Consider the following 17799-nt stretch of genomic DNA (forward strand, 5'->3'; position numbering starts at 1 on the left):
TATTTTATTTTTTACGATGTTTAAGAATTAATTTAGTAGAAAATTTATTTTTTTTGCGTGTTTTAATTCCACGATCTTTCTTGCCCCAAGGAGTTCTAGATTCAGAGTGACCGATAGGAGCTCGTCCTTCTCCTCCGCCATGTGGATGATCATTAGGATTCATCGCTGTGCCACGTACTTTAGATTTCTTGTTTAAATAACGTGATCTTCCTGCTTTGCCATTTCTAATTAACTTATAAGTTTCATTTCCTATTTCGCCTATAGTAGCTCGACAAGAAGACAAAACTTTCCTTATTTCACCAGACGGTAAACTTAAAACAACGTATTTATCTTCTCTTTTAATAATTCGTGCATAAGAACCAGCGCCACGAGCTATTTGACCGCCTTTACCAGGTTTCAACTCGATATTACTAACTACAGAACCAACAGGAATATTTATTAAAGGCAAGGCATTTCCAACTCTAATTTCCGCACCAATGCCTGAAACAATTTCATTACCTACATTTAAATTTTTAAGAGATAGAATATATCTCTTTTCTCCATCTTGATAATGAATTAGAGAAATATTAGCATTACGTTTTGGATCATATTCTATAGTAGCTACTTTTCCCGGTATATTATCTTTGTTACGTTTGAAATCAATAAGACGAATTTTTTGTTTTGCTCCACCACCACGGCCTCTTATTGTTATTAAACCTTGGTTATTACGGCCGCCTGTATTTTTTTTAAATAATAATAATTTCTTTTCTGGTTTGGAGCTAGTAATTTGTGCAAAACTTTGTAAACGCATATTACGATGTCCATTAGAGGTGGGTTTATATTTTTTAATAGACATAAAAAATTACCTTTCTTTTAAAAATGAAAACTTTATTTTGGTTTGTTTATCTTCACATTGTATGCTTATAAATCGCCGAAATCAACTATTCTTTGACCTGGAACTATTTGAACAATTGCTTTTTTATAAGCCGATGTATACCCTGCATATTTACCTTTCTTCTTAAACTTAGGTAATACATGACTGGTATTTATCGAAAGAACCTTAACATTAAAAATATATTCTACAGCTTTTTTAATTTCTATTTTATTAGCTTTTCTATCCACTTTAAAAGTATATTTATTATGTAATTCCATTTTTTTATTAGTTGATTCAGTAATTATTGGAGATTTAAGACAATCGTAATATTTAATCATTTTGCTGCACCTTTTCGAAATAATTAATAGCATCTTGAGTCATAAGCAGATATTTAGCATTTAAAATTTCATAAACACTAACATGCGAACAACTTTCTAGAATAACTTGAGGCAAATTATTAGTAGCACGCACTAAATTATCATTTAATTCGCGAACTATGATTAAAATTTTATCAGCAACGTGTAATTGTTTTAAAATATTTTTAATTTCTTTAGTTTTAGATGTTTGTAAATATAATAAATCTAAAATGATTAAACTTTTTCGTTTAGTATGAAAAGAAAAAGCTGAATTTAAAGCTAATTTTCTAACTTTATAATTTACTTTAAAATCATAATCTCTTTTTTTCAGAGCAAAAGTATGCCCCCCCCCTGTCCATATAGGAGAACGAATAGTACCTTGGCGTGATTTTCCTGTTCCTTTTTGTGGCCAAGGTTTACGACCACCTCCAGAAACTTCAGACCTGCTTTTAGTTTTATGATTACCATGGCGCTGAGCCGCCTTTTGTTTATTAATTACATCATACAAAACTTGTTGATTAGGTTTAATACCAAAAACTTCTTTTGGCAAAAATATTTCTTGACATAATTGGCCACTCATATTTAACATTTTATACTTTAACATTTGAACCCTCTCTTGTTATCTTTTTAACAGAAGATCTAATTGTTAAAAAACTACTTTTTGGGCCAGGTACACTTCCCTTAATTAAAAATAAATTTTTATCAGGCACAATCGAAACGATTTTTAAATTTTGTATTGTGGTTTTGCGAAACCCCATTTGCCCAGGTAAATGTTTACCTTTTTGATTACCTTTAATAGGACCATTAGAACCAGGCCTTCTATGGAATCGAGAACCATGAGAATTAGGACCTACACTTTGATTGTATTTTTTAATCGTTCCAGCGAATCCTTTACCTTTACTGACTGATGTTACATCTACAAACTCTCCAGAAAAGAAAATTTTGCTGTCTAATATTTGACCTATATTCAAATCTGTTAATTCGTTTTTAATATTTTCGGCAAAAGAAATTTCTTTAAGAAAAGATTTAGGAATAGATTTTGCTTTTTGAAAATGACCTTTAAGCGGTTTTTTTGTTAATTTTTCTTTTTTAGTAGCAAATCCCAATTGAGTAGCTTGATAGCCGTCTTTTTCAGTTGTTTTTTGCTGAATAACAACATTATCAGCTACATAAACAACAGTAACAGGAATACAAAAACCTTGTTCATCAAAATATTGAGTCATTCCTATTTTTTTTCCTAAAATCCCTTTAGACATTATGTTCTCCTTATTTAAGAAATTATGATAACAAAACATAAAAATTATGTTTAGATGTTTTAATGAATAATCAATAATATGAAAAAAATTTATTTTTTTATGCAAATATTAACAGAATATGGAATATTCATGTTCATTAATACATTAATTGCTTTGGCGTTCGGATTAATAATTTGAATCAAACGTTTATGCGTTAAACGGCCAAATTGTTCTCTACTATCTTTATTAACGAAAGGAGAACGCAAAACAGTAAAAATTTCTTTTTTAGTCGGAAGCGGGATGGGACCTCTTATTTGAACACCCGTGTCAGAAATACTATCAATAATATTTTGCGTTATTTGGTTAATTAAATGATGATCATAAGTTTTCAATAGAATCTTAACAACCTCTTGTTTTTGAGCCATTTCTTCAATCCTCTTTCATTAAGAAATATTAAATTGTTAAAAATAATACACAATATATTTAACAATTCTGCTAACAAAAAAAATTAAAAATAATTAATTTATTTCTACATGAAATAAAACAAATTTTTATATTTGATTTACTTAAAGCTATTTTTAAAAATAATGTAATAAAATCATAAGATAATATGTTTATATACGTTATTGTATCATAAAAAAAATAAGCATTCCCATTATATAATAAAATTCTTTATTTTTATAAAAATAAAGAATTTTTTATATATAACTACCATTTAGTTGCTGATAGAGTTTTTATTTATAAACTTTTCACAGCTACTCTTAATTTAGCAGAGTGACTACGGGAATTAAATAATAATTCCTCCGAACCTGGATAAATAATTTTTTTACTAATAATTTGTAAATTAGGAGGGGGCAAATCTTTTTTTTTAAAAGGGATTTTAGGCAATAAATGATATTGACTATTTTTTTTAAAAAAATGTTTAACTAAACTATCTTCCAAAGAATTAAAACTAATTACTACAATTACTCCATTTTTTTTCAATAAATTAAGACTCTGGTGTAAACTTGTTTCCAAACATCTTAATTCTTGATTAACTTCTATACGTAAAGCTTGAAAAATTCTTTTAGCACTATGCCCTCTGTTATTTATTTTTTTACCATAACGAGAATAAAATTTATCAGTAATTTTTACTAATTCTGAAGTAGTTTTCAAAGGTCTTTTTTTAATAATCTCTTTAGCAATCAAAGAAGATTTTGGTTCTTGGCCATAAAGAAAAAAAATATTTTTTAATTTTTCCAAACTATAATTGTTAATGATATAATAAGCTGTTTGCATATTATGTTGACTCATTCTCATATCTAAAAATTCATCAACCAAATAACTGAAACCTCTTTTGGAACTATCAATTTGAAAAGAAGATAAACCTAAATCGAAAACAATGCCATCAATTTGGCGAACATTAAATTTGGATAATTCCATCTGTAAGTAAGCAAAATTTTTATGTATTAACTTAATATTTTTATGATTTGCAAATATTTTTTGACATTCTAAAATAGAACAAATATCTTGATCAAAAGAATATAAAAAACCCTGTGTAAGTTTTGATAAAATAACCATACTATGTCCGCCACCCCCTAAAGTAGCATCAACATAAACACCTTTTGGATTTATATTTAAATATTGAACTACTTCTCGAGTCAGAACAGGAATATGAAAATTTGCTTTCACTCTATTACCTTTTTCACAATAATCAGGGGGAACTTTTCATTATTCAAATATTATTTTGAAATTATTATTTATAATTTCGGATAAAGCTTTACTAACAATTTTTTTTCCGAAAATGCCTGATTTATATAATTCATCTTTAGTTTCAATAACATGGGCAATTTTACTTGCTGTATAAACTAATTTGTATTTAGAATCGATTCTTTGTAATAATTCATCAACCGAATAAGAACCAAACCCTATATTCTTATTTTGTGACATATTATATAACCTTCCTTTAATTCAATATTTCTGATAAACAACAATTAATTTTATTTTGACATTTTAAATGTGCTTCATTCACAATAGAAATAATTTTATCAACGGTACTCTTTAAATCATTGTTGACTAAGATATAATCATATTGTTTAGCTAACAAACATTCTTGATCAGCCTCTTGAACCCTTTTTTGGATAATTTCTTCGGATTCTGTGTTTCTTTCTTTGATGCGTTGGTATAAAACATGTTTTGAAGGAGGAATTAAAAAAATAAAAATACCTAATTTACCAATAGGATTTTTTTTGATTTGAAGAAAACCTTGAACATCCATTTCTAAAATGATGTCTTTTTTCTTACTTAAATGTTCTAATATTTTTTGACGAGGAGTGCCATAATAATTACCTACAAACTCATTATATTCTAAAAAAAAATTTTCTTTAATTTTATTTTCAAAAAAATTTCTGCTAACAAAAATATAGTCAACATCTGGTTTTTCGTATGTTCTTGGTAATCTTGTTGTCATAGAAATAGAACAAACAAAATTATTACCTGGACGGTCTAATAAAGCCTTTTTAACTGTTCCTTTTCCGACTCCTGATGGTCCTGAAAGGATTATAAGTATTCTTTTTTGACATAATCCCATAAAAATGAGCCATCCTTTCTCAAATTTTTATTTGCTAAAATTATGAAATATGATAAAAAAACTATTAATTAAAAATCAAACTACTACTAAATTAAGTAATTTATTAATAACATAAATACTTTGAGTAATCTCTTTATTTTTTAACAAAAAAGCGATTTTTTTATCTTTTAGTGCCTTTTGTAAAACTGTATTCTTTTTTGCATTTATTTCCACAAAAATTTTAGATCTTAATTTTCCGTTGATTTGTATTACAATTTGATTTTCATTAATGGATAAAAAAGATTTGTTATAACAAGGCCAAGATAAATATACCAATTCTTCACCTAATTTTAATTTAGTTTGATTTAATTCTTCAGTTAAGTGTGGTGCTAAAGGATTTAATAACTGCAGAAAAATTCTTATTTGTTCTTTTCCTATTTTCTTATATCGGTATATTTCGTTGATAAAAATCATTAATTGGCTAACCACTTTATTGAACTTGAACTTCTCATAATATTCAGTAACATTTTTAATTGTTTGGTGCATTATTCGATTTAAATGTGAATAATTATCATCTACTATATTAAACAATATAAAAACATGATAAACTCTATTAAGAAAACGTTGAATTCCTTTTAAACCTTTATAAGTCCACACTTTATTATCTTCTAAAGGACCTAAAAACATGATATAAAGCCGCAAAACATCAGCTCCATATTTTTGTAAAACTTGAGAAGCACTAACGATATTGCCTTTAGATTTGCTCATTTTTAAATTATCATGTCCTAAAATCATACCTTGATTAACCAATTTAGTAAAAGGTTCTTTCGTTGAAACTAACCCTAAATCATATAGAAATTTATGCCAAAAACGAGAATATATTAGATGACCCACAGCATGTTCTGATCCTCCCACATAAACATCTACTGGTAAAAAGTAATCTAGTAATTTTTTAGCTTTAACAGTATTTAAAGGAATCATTCCTAAATAATTCTTCAAAACATAACCAATATAATACCAAGAACTAGCGGCAAATTGAGGCATAGTATTAGAATCTCTTTTATAGATTTTACCTTCTTTTTCGAAATACAACCATGAATTAATTTTGGATAGAGGAGAAGTACCATCTCCAGCGATTTCAATCTTATTTATTTGGGGTAGTTCTAAAGGCAAATCTTTATCAGGCATTAAATAGATATTATTATCATTATCGTAGTAAACAGGGAAAGGTTCGCCCCAGTAAAGTTGACGAGAGTAAAACCAGTCATGCATTTTGTAAGTAGAATGAATATATCCCCAATTATTGGATTCAGCTAATTCAATTATTTTTTTTTGAGCTGTTTCAACATCAAAGCCGTTCAAAAAATCACTATTTATTAACACTCCACTAGTTTTTAAACAAGGCTCTTGTATGTTACTTTGATACATCTTTAATGCACAAAATTCGCTACAATATTTAATTACATTCATTTCTAAAGAATATTTAGTTGCAAAAACAAAGTCCTTGGCATCATGACAAGGAACTGACATAACTGCTCCTGTGCCATAATGAACTAAAACATAATCTGATACCCAAATGGGAACTTTTTTGTGATTACAAGGATTAATAGCATAGCTTCCTGTAAATACTCCGGTGACTTCTTTATTAATTTCTCTTTCTAAAGAAGTTTTTCTTTTAGTTTGTTGTAGATAAACATCTACTTGGTCAGCAAATTCTAAAGTAGTTAAACTTGATACCAAAGTATGTTCTGGCGCTAAAACTAAAGCACTGACACCAAAAATAGTATATGGAAGAGTAGTAAAAACAGATAAATATTCTTCTTTTGAAGATACAATGGGGAAATTAAAAATAAAACCTTTTTTTTTACCAATCCAATTTTTTTGCATTTCTTTAATTTTAGAAGGCCAATCCAGTAATTCTATATCTTCTAAAAGTATATCAGCATAATTATTAATTTTTATAACCCATTGTGTCATAGTTTTTTTAACAACAGGATAAGAACCTCTTTCGGAAATAGTACCATTTTCCGTAGTAATAACTTCTTCGTTAGACAAAACAGTTCCTAATTGTTCACAAAAATTAACTTCTACATCTTTTAAAACAGCTAATCCATGTATGTAAAATTGTTTAAAAAACCATTGAGTCCATTTATAAAAATAAGGTTCTGAAGTAGCTAATTCTCTACTCCAATCAACCCCCTTGCCTAATTTTTTTATTTGTTTTCTAAATTTATCAATATTTTCGTAAGTAAAATATTGAGGATGATTTCCTGTTTGTAAAGCATATCTTTCAGCAGGTAATCCAAAAGAATCCCAACCAAAAGGATGCAATACATTATACCCCCTCATTCTTTTAAATCTATTAATTACATCACTAGCAGTATATCCTTCAATATGACCGACATGCAACCCCTGAGCAGAAGGATAAGGAAACATATCTAAACAGTAAAATTTCTTTTTAGAAAAATCATCATCAGTTTTAAAAGTTTGTTGTTTTTCCCAATGTAATTGCCATTTCAATTCAATCTTATCAAAATCATAAACTAACATAATTAGCCCCAGCTTTCATTATTGAATTCAAATATTTATAATCAAAATATTAACATATTATAATAAATTATGAATTATGAAGACTACATTTGATATGATCTACCATATCTTGAACAGTTTTAAATTGTTGTAAAGCCTCATCACTAATTTTAATTTTAAACACTTGTTCTAATTCAATAACTAAATCAACAGCATCGATAGAATCAATACATAAATCATCTTTTAATTTAGTTTGTAATGCAATTTGATCTTCAGAAATAGATAACTTGCGTGCAATTATTTTTCTAATTTTTGTTAAAATCATTATAACCTCAAAGCTTCAACTTAATATTATTTTTAAACTTTAATAAATTAAATATTTATTTAGTTTATTAAAAGAATATCTAATATAAAAATAAAGTTTTTTTATGTTATTTTAGATTCATGTTGGTTGGTTTAAGCTAAAATATATTATACATTATACCAAAATATTGTTCTTCTGACTAACCATAAATATTGTCACAATAATCTTGTAGATATAATTAGAAATCAGATAGATACTTTTATTTTATAACACAAACCAAGTATAAAATTTATATTTTATTTAAGTAAAAACCAAAACCTTCGGATCCTATATGAATAACAAAAATAGAAGAAATTTCTCCAAAGATAGAAACTTTGATGTCAGAATCATTTAACGCATTAATTTCCCTTTGAAGTTCCTTGGCCATTGTATCATCATTTACATAAACAATTTTTACTTCTATTTGGTTTTTTGTTTGTTTTAATTGTGTTATAACATGTAATAAAAATTGAAAACAATTCTTCCAACTTCGAACATTTTTTTTCACAAAAATAGTTCCTTGGTTCAATTTTAAAATAGTCTTGATTTTTAATAACACACTACCAAGAAAATATTTAAATCTACTAATTCTTTTAGCAGACGCTAAAAAATTCAAATCATTTAAAGAAAAAAAAATGCTTCCATTTTTTTGCTCTTGTTTTACTTTGGCGAAAATTTCTGGATAATTTAAATCGCTATGATAAATATAATAATGAATCCGAGATAAAGTAAAAAACATACCAGGGCCAATGTTTTCGGTGTCGATAACTGTTATATTTGCGTTATTCAACATTTGTTGGGCTTTTTGAGCACTATTAAAAGTAGCACTGAATTTCTGAGTTAAAGTCAAACAAACTACATGTTCATAGCCTAGCTCAAATTGTTTCTTAAAAGCCTCTATAAACAAATAAGGATTAGGATGACTAGTAGTAATCTTATGACCTTTTTTTAAGCATGTTAATAATTCCTGATTATTTATATTTCCGTCATCATAAACTTTATCATTTAAAATGATTGTTAAGGGGACAATAGACATATCAGGAAAAAGATTTTGATCAAATGTTTTACCTATAGTTGAATCAACTACAATACCTAATTTTCTTTTTTTCATATAAAAAAATCCTCCTTCCTTTTATAACAAAAAAACAGATAAATATAAGTGTAAACGAAAATATAAAATTCTATTATCCCATAAACATAGCTAAATATTCTTGAATTTTATTTTTATCGTTAACTTTCAACATAATGCTCTCTATAGCAATTGAAATATCACCTGTCTCTTCTGACACAACAATAGTCATGCTATCAGTATTTTCGCTAATTCCTAAAGCAGCGCGATGTCTGGACCCTGCAGTTTTTTCAAAACGATGATTATTAGATAACATAAAATAAGCTCCAGCTGACAAAATTTTATTTCCTCTAATAATAACAGCTCCGTCATGTAAAGGAGTATTAGGCATAAAGATATTTATTAATAGTTCTTTGGAAACATTAGCGTCAATAGAAATAGATTTTTGGGCAAATTGTTCTAAAGTATTATATTTTTCAATAGTAATTAAAGAACCAATTTTTTTTTGCGACATTGTCATAATAGCTTCTAAAATATGACTTTGAGTATTCTTACTGCCCATAATTATCATATTTTTCTTATGCCAAAATTTACAAAAACCTTGTAAATGAAATCTTAGATAAGGAGCTTTAATAATAATAGGAGCAATCAAAATAAAATTTAATAAAACAGCATAAATATTAACATCTTGTAAAAATTGATGGATAATCACTGAATGCAAACATTCTGTTATGAATTTTCTCAAATAAAATATTAGAATAATACCAAAAAGAAAACAATAAATAATTTTAATTAATTCATATTTACTGAAAAAAATACATAAAGAAATATAAAAAATAATTCCAAATAAAAGCAAATATAAGAATACTTTTCCTAAATAAGAAATAAACATAAATGAATGCACCTTCTTATAGCAGAACTGAAACACGCCTTATTTTATAATAAATCTTTTTTTTTGTAAATAAAAAGGTTTTTAATTATTGACAAACAACCTAAATAAATGATTAAAAATAGAAATAATAAAACAGTATATTGAACATTCGCAAAGGGATTTTGAAAATATAATACTTTAGATAAAACATCAATAAAAGGTGTTAAAGTTGCAAAAAATCCACCTATTAAAGGCAAAAAAAACATAATTACAGAATGTTCAAAATTTTTAAGAAAATTATTAGTTTTTAAATAATAAATAGTTAAAATTTGTGTCCAAATAGAAAAAATAAACCAACTAGTTTGAAATAAATTCACTTGTGCGGGGAGATAATTATCAAAAGCAAGACTGCCGTTTTGAATAAACAAAGCTAAACAAAATAAAATATCAAAGATAAAAGTTACTATACCAAATAAAATCATAAAAAATATAATATTTCTAAAATTCCAAGAACGAGGTTTACTTAAATAATCTACATCCACATAATCATAAGGCAATACTAAACAAGACAAATCATAAATAAGATTTAGAAATAAAATTTGTATAGGCCTTAAAGGAACAAAAGGGAGACACAAAGAAGCTAATAAAATACTTAAAATATTACCAAAATTGGCGGATAATGTAAACTTGATATATTTTAACATATTAATATAAGTTTTTCTGCCTTCTATTACTCCATCTTTTAAAACTTTTAAATCTTTTTCCAAAAGAATAATATCAGATGATTCTTTTGCAACATCTGCTGCTGAATCAACAGATATGGCTAGATTAGACATTTTCATAGCGGGAGCATCATTAATACCATCGCCCATAAAACCTACTATATTCCCTTTGTCTCGAAATACTTTAATAATTCTAGCTTTTTGTTCGGGGTGTAATTTAGCGAAAATATCGATATTCAATGCTTTTTGATATAAAGTATTATCATCCATTTTATTTATATCTGATCCTAGTAAACATTCTTGATTTATAAAATTAACTTTATGAGCAATAATTTTTGATACAATTTTGTTATCGCCTGTTAGAATTTTCACATTTACATTATATTTCTTTAAAGAAATAATTGCTTCTAAAGCGCTTTTTTTCGGAGGATCCAATAAAGTTAAAAAACCAAGCATAATCATATTAGACTCTATATTTTTATCATAAACACCATTGTAAATAATTTTTTTATAGGCAACACCAATCACACGAAAACCTTTTCGGTTATAATATGAAGTTTTATCTAAAATTTTTTGTTTATTAATTTGAAGTATTTGAGATGTATCATCCTTAACATCAGTAATTTCCATATAAGAACAAATATTTAATATTTCTTCAATAGCACCTTTACTAATGATGATTTTACATTTAGGAACATTATCAGTAATAATTACAGTCATAACTCTTCTTTTAAAATCAAAAGGAATTTCATCAATTTTAGTAAATAATTTTTCTATATTAGAAAAAAAAAGATTATCTTGTTTTATTTGATTTATTTTCTCTATTATGGCAATATCAATAAAACTTTTTAACCCATTTTGAAAAAAACTATTGAGATAAGCATATTTTAAAACTTTGTCACTCTTTACATTTTGTACGTCTAAAAAATTTTCAACAAAAATTTTATCTTCTGTCAAAGTCCCTGTTTTATCAGTAAATAAAATATTCATGGCACCAAAATCTTGAATAGAATATAAATTTTTAACAATTACTTTTTGTTTAGATAAAACAGAAACGCCTCTTAAAAAAGACGTAGTAACTATCAAAGGTAACATTTCTGGTGTAATACCTAAAACAACACTTAAAGAAAAAGATAAAACATTCCAAAAATCAAATTCATGACCAGATTTAAGTAAATTTAAGAAAAAAATTAAAGGAAATACAATAAACATACAAGTGCTTAATATTCTGGCAATAGAGTTAATTCCTTGTTGTGGTATAGAAATAGATTTATCACAACAAATTTTTTGATTAATTTTGCCTAAATAAGTACTATTCCCCACTAATACAACAATACCTTTAGCATACCCAGAAATAACCGTAGTACCCATAAAAACAAGTCTTCTATCTTCTAAAACATTAGAATATTTTTTCGAACAAAAAGAATCTTTTTCAACTGCATCAGATTCGCCAGTAAAAGTAGTTTCTTTAACAAAAAAATCTTTAGTTTCGAATAATTTGATATCTGCTGGAATAACATCTCCTGCAGATAAGTGGACAATGTCCCCAATAACAATTTCTTCTAAAGGAATTCTACAAATTTGGCCTAATCTTTTAACAGTAGCTGTTGTTTGTACAATTTTTTTAAGTTTTTCAAATACATTAGAAAATTTTGCGTCCTGAATAAAATGCATAACGTTTGAAATAGCTAGAATACATAATACAACAACGAAAGTGGAATAATCTGGACCGTCTGTTTTTGCAAAATAAATATCCTTACAAAAAGAAAAGCTAATTAAGAATAGTAAAATAATATTAAAAGGATTAAATAAAATTTTAATTATCTTTTTAAAATAAGAATTTTTTTTTTTAGAAAAAACGTTTAACCCATAAGTTTTTCTTCTTTGTGATACTTCTTCGAAAGACAAACCTTCTAAACTAGTTTGAAAAGTAAGAAGATTTTCCTCTGGACTTTGAATGCTAATCTTCCCTAAATAAAAAAAGTTGTTAAAAAAATTCTTATCAAACAAATTTATTATACCTTTATGCCTCTTTTCAAAATACTACATTATAAAACTAATCCAATAAAGTCATAATACAAAAAATAATTTAACTTAAAATTATAAAATCACATTCGACAAACAAGAAAAAAGTATAAATTAAAAAATATTTAAAAAAATAATATCATTTAAGCAATAATGAATCATAATAAATAAACTGTAAAAATTGACTAATATGCTTATCTTATCTATTGTAAAATTCTACAATTAAATTCTCATTGATATCAGTTAAGAATTCATGTCTATATGGATGTCTAACATAAGTGCCTACTAGAGAGTTTTTATCCAAGGAAACATATTGTACTTTGTCATTTTTGCGACTATTTAAAGATTCCTTAACAATAATTAATTCTTTAGACTTATTTTTTAAAGTAATTTTTTGTCCTGGAACTACTTGATAGGAAGCAACATCTACTTTGTTACCATCTACTAAAATGTGCCCATGAGAAATTAATTGTCTCGCCTGTGATATAGTTCTAGCGAAATCTAAAAGGTTCACAATTCTATCTAAACGAGATTCCAGTAACATGAGAAAAATTTCTCCGTGTGTCCCTTTTAATTTAGCAGCGTTATAAAAAATCTTTTTAAATTGTTTTTCAGAAACACAATAAGTAAAACGTACTTTCTGTTTTTCTTGTAATTGAAGCCCGTAATCACTTAACTTATTTTTTCGTTTTTTATGTTTATGAACATGTTTACTTTCTTTATTTAATAATTCCTTTCCCGTTTGAGACAAAGAATAATTAAGACGACGTGAAATCTTCCAAGTAGGGCCTATATAACGTGACATAATGTCTAATCTCTCCTTATAATTTTATTAACTACACACATACTAAAATCCACTATATAACTAAAAAATATGAAATTTCAATATATTCTAAACATATAAAGAATTACAGAGTTTAAAGTTAATATATAATACTTAAGCTAATATTCTTCGAACCAGATCTGTCTATTTGTGTTACTAATATTGAAAAACATCCGATAGCAAGTAACATCCCATTTAACTTTTAAGTTTTATAAGATCCGCATCACTAATTTATTCTAAGATAAAAACTAAAAATAGTCAAGTACATGGATTAGATATTTATATTATTAACTCAAATAGGTTATCTCTGTATAGAATTTAATTCCATAACATTATTGAAATTAGATTATTTATATGATATAAATACCTAGTGTTTATTTATTTTACATTATCAGTATGTAAAAAAAGATTTTATAATGCAAATGCAAATCAATAAGTGTTTATACAAATTACAAAAATAGTGTTAATGCATTATTATAAGTCGAGAAGAATATTTCTAATGAAAATGATTTCAGATAAATAAAAAAATTTTATTTCCATAAGCATTCCTTATGGAAGCTATTTTATTCTAACTATTATTAATTAAATTTAAAATGAATTAACTAAATTAATGGGAGGAATAAAGAGAGGCTAAAAAGATGAATATAATATTAATTGGACCACCAGCTACTGGGAAAGGCACACAGGCTTTTGCTTTGTCTAAATATTTTAATATTCCTCATATTTCGACAGGAGATATATTTCGAGAACATTTACAATTAGAAACTAATTTAGGGAAATTGGCTAATTCTTACATAGAAAAAGGTTTATTAGTGCCAGATGAAATTACAAATGAAATGATAAAAGAATATTTATCGCCTGAAATTAAAAAAAATGGTTTTATTTTAGATGGGTTCCCTAGAAATTTATTTCAAGCCAACTTTCTAGTTAAACTTTTTGAAGAAAAAAAAATTTCTCTAACCCAAGTTATCTATTTTAATTCTGATATTAATTTTTTACAAAATAGAATAATAGGTAGAAGAATATGTCCTAAGTGTGGAGAAATATATCATATTAAAACAAAAATACCTAAAATATTAGGTATTTGCGATAAAGATCAATCAGTTTTAATTCAAAGGAAAGACGATAATTTAAACACTTTTAATAAACGCCTGCTCATTTACCAAAAAGAAACATTTCCGTTAGTAGAATATTACAAAACAAAAAATAAGCTTATAGAAATCATAATAAATGATCCTGAAATGTCCATTAAAAATGTAACTGAAATACTCTTAAAAAAACTATCAAAACACAATTATAAGCTATAATAAACTACATATATTTTGTAATATTAGTTTTCAAATAAAATAAAATTTCCAATTTGAAAATTCTTAAATTATTAAGAAAAAATAATAAGAATTTGTTTTCTAACGAAAAAATACAAATGGGTAAGAGCCGCAGAAACTAAAAATAAAGTCAAAAACCTAAAATAAAGAAAAGGATGTAGAAATCTAGTTACAAAACGATTTCGAAATAAAGATAAAAAACTACCATTATATTTCATAAAACAATCGAAAACAAAAAAATTGAACAAAGTATAAATAATAAAATGAACTACACATATAAAAGTTAATTTAATATAAACTCTCACAAAAGAAGTTTCATGAGTAAAAGACAATAATATAGGTAATACACCCCAACAAAAACCATAATTTAAACTTAATAAAGGATTATAAGAATATTGCGATTTTCTTAAAAAGAAACTAAAACATTCTGATAACCCTACTACTGTAAAAACTAAAAAATAATCATTACTAAACAAAGGAATAACAAGGAAAGGAATAACTTTAATAAAATCAAATAGACCTAATCTCGCTAATAGCTTATAAACAAAAGAAGTTTTATAAAAAGATAATACTAAGGAAGAACTTAGCACTATAGATAAAGAAGACAAACAAGATAATAAAACAATTTGTTCTAATAAAGAAAAATTTAATTTTTTTTGCAAAATATCTAATTCTTGATTTTTTTTCATTTAACAACTTTTTAACAATCCTTCTGAATTTGAAATAAACAATTTTACTTATTTTGTTACATATAACTTTATTTTTTGTCATAAAGTTTTTTTACGTTTATATAGAAATAAATCAAACATTTTTAAAAAGTCTGATCATCTATAAACTCAAATAAATAGTCACAAATCTTCACTTGATCATTATATTTCATACCTTTTTTCTTTAGTTCTTCTTCCACGCCTATTTTTTTTAAAGTATAAGAAAATTTTTTAATAGATTCGTAATTATTCAAGTCTGTTCTATTAAATAATTTTGTAATCAATTTGCCTGTAACTACGAAATAACCTTGATCATCTTTATAAATATAGAATTTTTGGTCTTCTTCTAAAGAAAAAAAATTGTGATTTATAGTATTTTCAATTTGTAAATATTTATCATTCCTTAAAAATTCAATTATTTTAAATTTTAAATACTTTAAATTGACTTTATTTATAACAGAAATAGGAATAACATCTGAACCCTTTAAATGTTTTTTGAAGTTTGATAAATTTGCTTTAGCGGTGGTCAAATCCATTTTATTAAGCACAATTATTTGAGGCTTATCTAATATTTTCGGATTATAAACTTGTAATTCTTGATTCAAATTCAAATAATCTTGATAAATATCATTATTTTCAGCACTACATATATGTACTAATAACTTGCATCTCTCAATATGTTTTAAAAAACTAATCCCCATACCACGTCCTAAAGAGGCATCTTTAATTAATCCCGGAATATCAGCCATAACAAAACTAAAATCTTTGTCAAATACCATACCCAAAGAAGGTGTCAAAGTAGTAAAAGGATAAGAATCTATTTTTGGCTTGGCATTAGACAAAACTGAAATTAAAGAAGATTTTCCTACATTAGGCAACCCAATTAAACCTACATCAGCTAAAATTTTTAATTCCGTTTTAATTATTATATTTTCGCCTAAGTCTCCTTTCTCAGCAAAAGAAGGAGCTTTATTTTTATAATTAGCCAAAGAATAATTACCTCTGCCGCCTCTGCCGCCTTTAGCAATAACTAATTGATCACCAGGCTTTAAAATTTCTCCGATAAATTTATTTTTTGGATGATCATAAACTATAACTCCTAAAGGTACTTTAATAAATAAATTGGGAGCTTTAGCTCCGTTTTTATTTTTATCTTGTCCATTAGATCCGTGAAAAGCTTTTATGGTTTTTTGATATTTCAAGGTTAGTAAAGTATTTTCATTTGAAGTACCAACGAAAATAACAGATCCACCGTCGCCTCCATTACCGCCTGAAGGTCCCCCATAAGGAACATATTTTTCTCTTCTAAAAGCAACTTTCCCATTTCCGCCATTACCAGCTTGAACCAAATTAATTGTTTCGTCTATAAAATTCATTTTATATTCAACCCGTGATCAATTTATAATTTAAAATAATTAATTCTTGATTAAGAAGAATAGACAGATACTTGTTTTTTAGTTTTTTTATTTTTTCTTTTTGTTTCATATCTCACAATACCATTAATAAGCGTAAATAAAGTATCATCCTTACCAATACCTACATTATGACCAGGGATAATTCTAGTACCTCTTTGGCGATAAATAATAGAACCTGCGCGAGCATACTGCCCATCTGATAATTTAGCTCCTAAAGACTTAGAATGCGAATCACGTCCATTACGAGTGGAACTAACACCTTTTTTAGTAGCAAATAAATAAATATTTAACTTTAACACAATAGAAATACCATCCTAACTATCTTTTTCTTTTAAATAAAGACAAAAACTTTTGCTTAAATCTTTAAGTGTATATTGTAAATTTTTTAATAAATTATTAATTATTACATCTGTCTCTAACACATCAAGTTTAAAATAACCTTTTCTTAAGCGGAAAAAAACCTTATTCTTTAAACCAAAAATCTCAATAGCATTTAAACTAACTATAATAGCAGTAGAAACAGAAGAACAAACTATATTATTCTTTTGAGAATAAGAGGCATGACCTATAATAATAACTTGTTTTATAGTACCATTTGTTTGTTGAAAAGAATATCTAATCATTAAACTCAAACAATAATTTTAGTAATGACAAGTTTAGTATAAAATTGTCTATGACCATTTTTAGAACGGTTTTTTTTTCTTCTTTTATATGTGGCTACAATAATTTTTTTGAATTTCCCTTGTTTCACAACCTGTGCTTCCACTTTAGCTCCTGAAACAAAAGGAGAACCCAAAATATTTGATTTATCTTTAATAGCTAATACTTGATGAAAAACATAGCAATCTTTTTCGTTAACAGGTAATTTTTCTACAAAAATTTCTTGCCCTAAAGACACTTTCAATTGCTTACTTCCTGTTTTGATAATAGCAAACATAAACTTACTTCTCTTTCTTATTTATTATCTATTTATATTGA

Annotated in this window: 20 protein-coding genes; 1 reads left to right on the top strand and 19 read right to left on the bottom strand. The window is 26.0% G+C overall.

All coding sequences use genetic code 11. The annotated features are described in order from the left end of the window. Positions 1-4 precede the first annotated feature (4 nt). The 14 genes from rplB to rpsD form a co-directional block, all read right to left on the bottom strand. On the bottom strand, positions 5-835 hold the full coding sequence (gene rplB, locus OC680_RS01330) for a 50S ribosomal protein L2 (protein ID WP_304515327.1): 831 nt from the start codon (positions 833-835) through the stop codon (positions 5-7). A 65-nt stretch (positions 836-900) separates the two neighbouring features. Next, positions 901-1191, bottom strand: a complete 291-nt coding sequence (gene rplW, locus OC680_RS01335) for a 50S ribosomal protein L23 (protein WP_304515328.1) — start codon at positions 1189-1191, stop codon at positions 901-903. Beyond that, entirely contained in the window at positions 1184-1813 is a 630-nt protein-coding gene (rplD, locus tag OC680_RS01340; protein ID WP_304515329.1) for a 50S ribosomal protein L4, read from the bottom strand. The genes rplW and rplD overlap by 8 nt, the downstream gene beginning before the upstream one ends. Continuing rightward, complete coding sequence (rplC, locus tag OC680_RS01345) at positions 1800-2465, bottom strand: 50S ribosomal protein L3 (protein WP_304515330.1); 666 nt, start codon at positions 2463-2465, stop codon at positions 1800-1802. The genes rplD and rplC overlap by 14 nt, the downstream gene beginning before the upstream one ends. A gap of 89 nt (positions 2466-2554) precedes the next feature. Next, the gene (rpsJ, locus tag OC680_RS01350; protein ID WP_304515331.1) at positions 2555-2869 is read right to left on the bottom strand and encodes a 30S ribosomal protein S10; all 315 of its coding nucleotides are present in this window, start codon (positions 2867-2869) and stop codon (positions 2555-2557) included. Positions 2870-3182: 313 nt separating this feature from the next. Beyond that, positions 3183-4115, bottom strand: coding sequence for a 16S rRNA (cytosine(1402)-N(4))-methyltransferase RsmH (gene rsmH, locus OC680_RS01355; protein ID WP_304515332.1), 933 nt, complete (start codon positions 4113-4115; stop codon positions 3183-3185). Between the two features lie 39 nt (positions 4116-4154). Continuing rightward, positions 4155-4373, bottom strand: coding sequence for a DNA-directed RNA polymerase subunit omega (rpoZ, locus tag OC680_RS01360; protein WP_304515333.1), 219 nt, complete (start codon positions 4371-4373; stop codon positions 4155-4157). Positions 4374-4389: 16 nt separating this feature from the next. Continuing rightward, positions 4390-5013 carry a guanylate kinase gene (gene gmk, locus OC680_RS01365; RefSeq protein ID WP_304515334.1) on the bottom strand — a complete coding sequence of 208 codons (624 nt, stop codon included), beginning with the start codon at positions 5011-5013 and terminating at the stop codon, positions 4390-4392. 75 nt (positions 5014-5088) lie between these two features. Further along, the gene (gene leuS / locus OC680_RS01370) at positions 5089-7542 is read right to left on the bottom strand and encodes a leucine--tRNA ligase (RefSeq protein WP_304515335.1); all 2454 of its coding nucleotides are present in this window, start codon (positions 7540-7542) and stop codon (positions 5089-5091) included. 67 nt (positions 7543-7609) lie between these two features. Continuing rightward, the gene (locus OC680_RS01375) at positions 7610-7846 is read right to left on the bottom strand and encodes an acyl carrier protein (protein WP_304515336.1); all 237 of its coding nucleotides are present in this window, start codon (positions 7844-7846) and stop codon (positions 7610-7612) included. Positions 7847-8114: 268 nt separating this feature from the next. Continuing rightward, positions 8115-8975 (bottom strand): DegV family protein, encoded by an 861-nt coding sequence (locus OC680_RS01380; protein ID WP_304515337.1) that lies wholly within the window; start codon positions 8973-8975, stop codon positions 8115-8117. A 73-nt stretch (positions 8976-9048) separates the two neighbouring features. Next, positions 9049-9825 carry a diadenylate cyclase gene (locus tag OC680_RS01385; RefSeq protein WP_304515338.1) on the bottom strand — a complete coding sequence of 259 codons (777 nt, stop codon included), beginning with the start codon at positions 9823-9825 and terminating at the stop codon, positions 9049-9051. A gap of 44 nt (positions 9826-9869) precedes the next feature. Further along, complete coding sequence (gene mgtA, locus OC680_RS01390) at positions 9870-12536, bottom strand: magnesium-translocating P-type ATPase (protein WP_304515339.1); 2667 nt, start codon at positions 12534-12536, stop codon at positions 9870-9872. A 214-nt stretch (positions 12537-12750) separates the two neighbouring features. Next, positions 12751-13356 (bottom strand): 30S ribosomal protein S4, encoded by a 606-nt coding sequence (gene rpsD / locus OC680_RS01395; RefSeq protein ID WP_304515340.1) that lies wholly within the window; start codon positions 13354-13356, stop codon positions 12751-12753. 656 nt (positions 13357-14012) lie between these two features. Here rpsD and OC680_RS01400 point away from each other — a divergent pair. Then, positions 14013-14681 (top strand): adenylate kinase family protein, encoded by a 669-nt coding sequence (locus tag OC680_RS01400; RefSeq protein WP_304515341.1) that lies wholly within the window; start codon positions 14013-14015, stop codon positions 14679-14681. A 71-nt stretch (positions 14682-14752) separates the two neighbouring features. Here the strand turns inward: OC680_RS01400 and OC680_RS01405 are convergent, their stop codons facing one another. The 5 genes from OC680_RS01405 to rplU all read right to left on the bottom strand — a co-directional run bounded on the left by OC680_RS01405 (position 14753) and on the right by rplU (position 17758). Continuing rightward, positions 14753-15388, bottom strand: coding sequence for a hypothetical protein (locus tag OC680_RS01405; RefSeq protein WP_304515342.1), 636 nt, complete (start codon positions 15386-15388; stop codon positions 14753-14755). A gap of 122 nt (positions 15389-15510) precedes the next feature. Continuing rightward, positions 15511-16782, bottom strand: a complete 1272-nt coding sequence (gene obgE / locus OC680_RS01410) for a GTPase ObgE (RefSeq protein WP_304515344.1) — start codon at positions 16780-16782, stop codon at positions 15511-15513. A gap of 50 nt (positions 16783-16832) precedes the next feature. Beyond that, complete coding sequence (gene rpmA, locus OC680_RS01415; RefSeq protein WP_320411967.1) at positions 16833-17123, bottom strand: 50S ribosomal protein L27; 291 nt, start codon at positions 17121-17123, stop codon at positions 16833-16835. A 12-nt stretch (positions 17124-17135) separates the two neighbouring features. Further along, on the bottom strand, positions 17136-17444 hold the full coding sequence (locus OC680_RS01420) for a ribosomal-processing cysteine protease Prp (protein ID WP_304515346.1): 309 nt from the start codon (positions 17442-17444) through the stop codon (positions 17136-17138). 5 nt (positions 17445-17449) lie between these two features. Then, positions 17450-17758 carry a 50S ribosomal protein L21 gene (gene rplU / locus OC680_RS01425; RefSeq protein WP_304515347.1) on the bottom strand — a complete coding sequence of 103 codons (309 nt, stop codon included), beginning with the start codon at positions 17756-17758 and terminating at the stop codon, positions 17450-17452. Between the last annotated feature and the right edge of the window lie 41 nt (positions 17759-17799).

This window comes from Candidatus Phytoplasma melaleucae (assembly GCF_030588185.1).
GTDB lineage: Bacteria > Bacillota_I > Bacilli_A > Acholeplasmatales > Acholeplasmataceae > Phytoplasma > Phytoplasma melaleucae.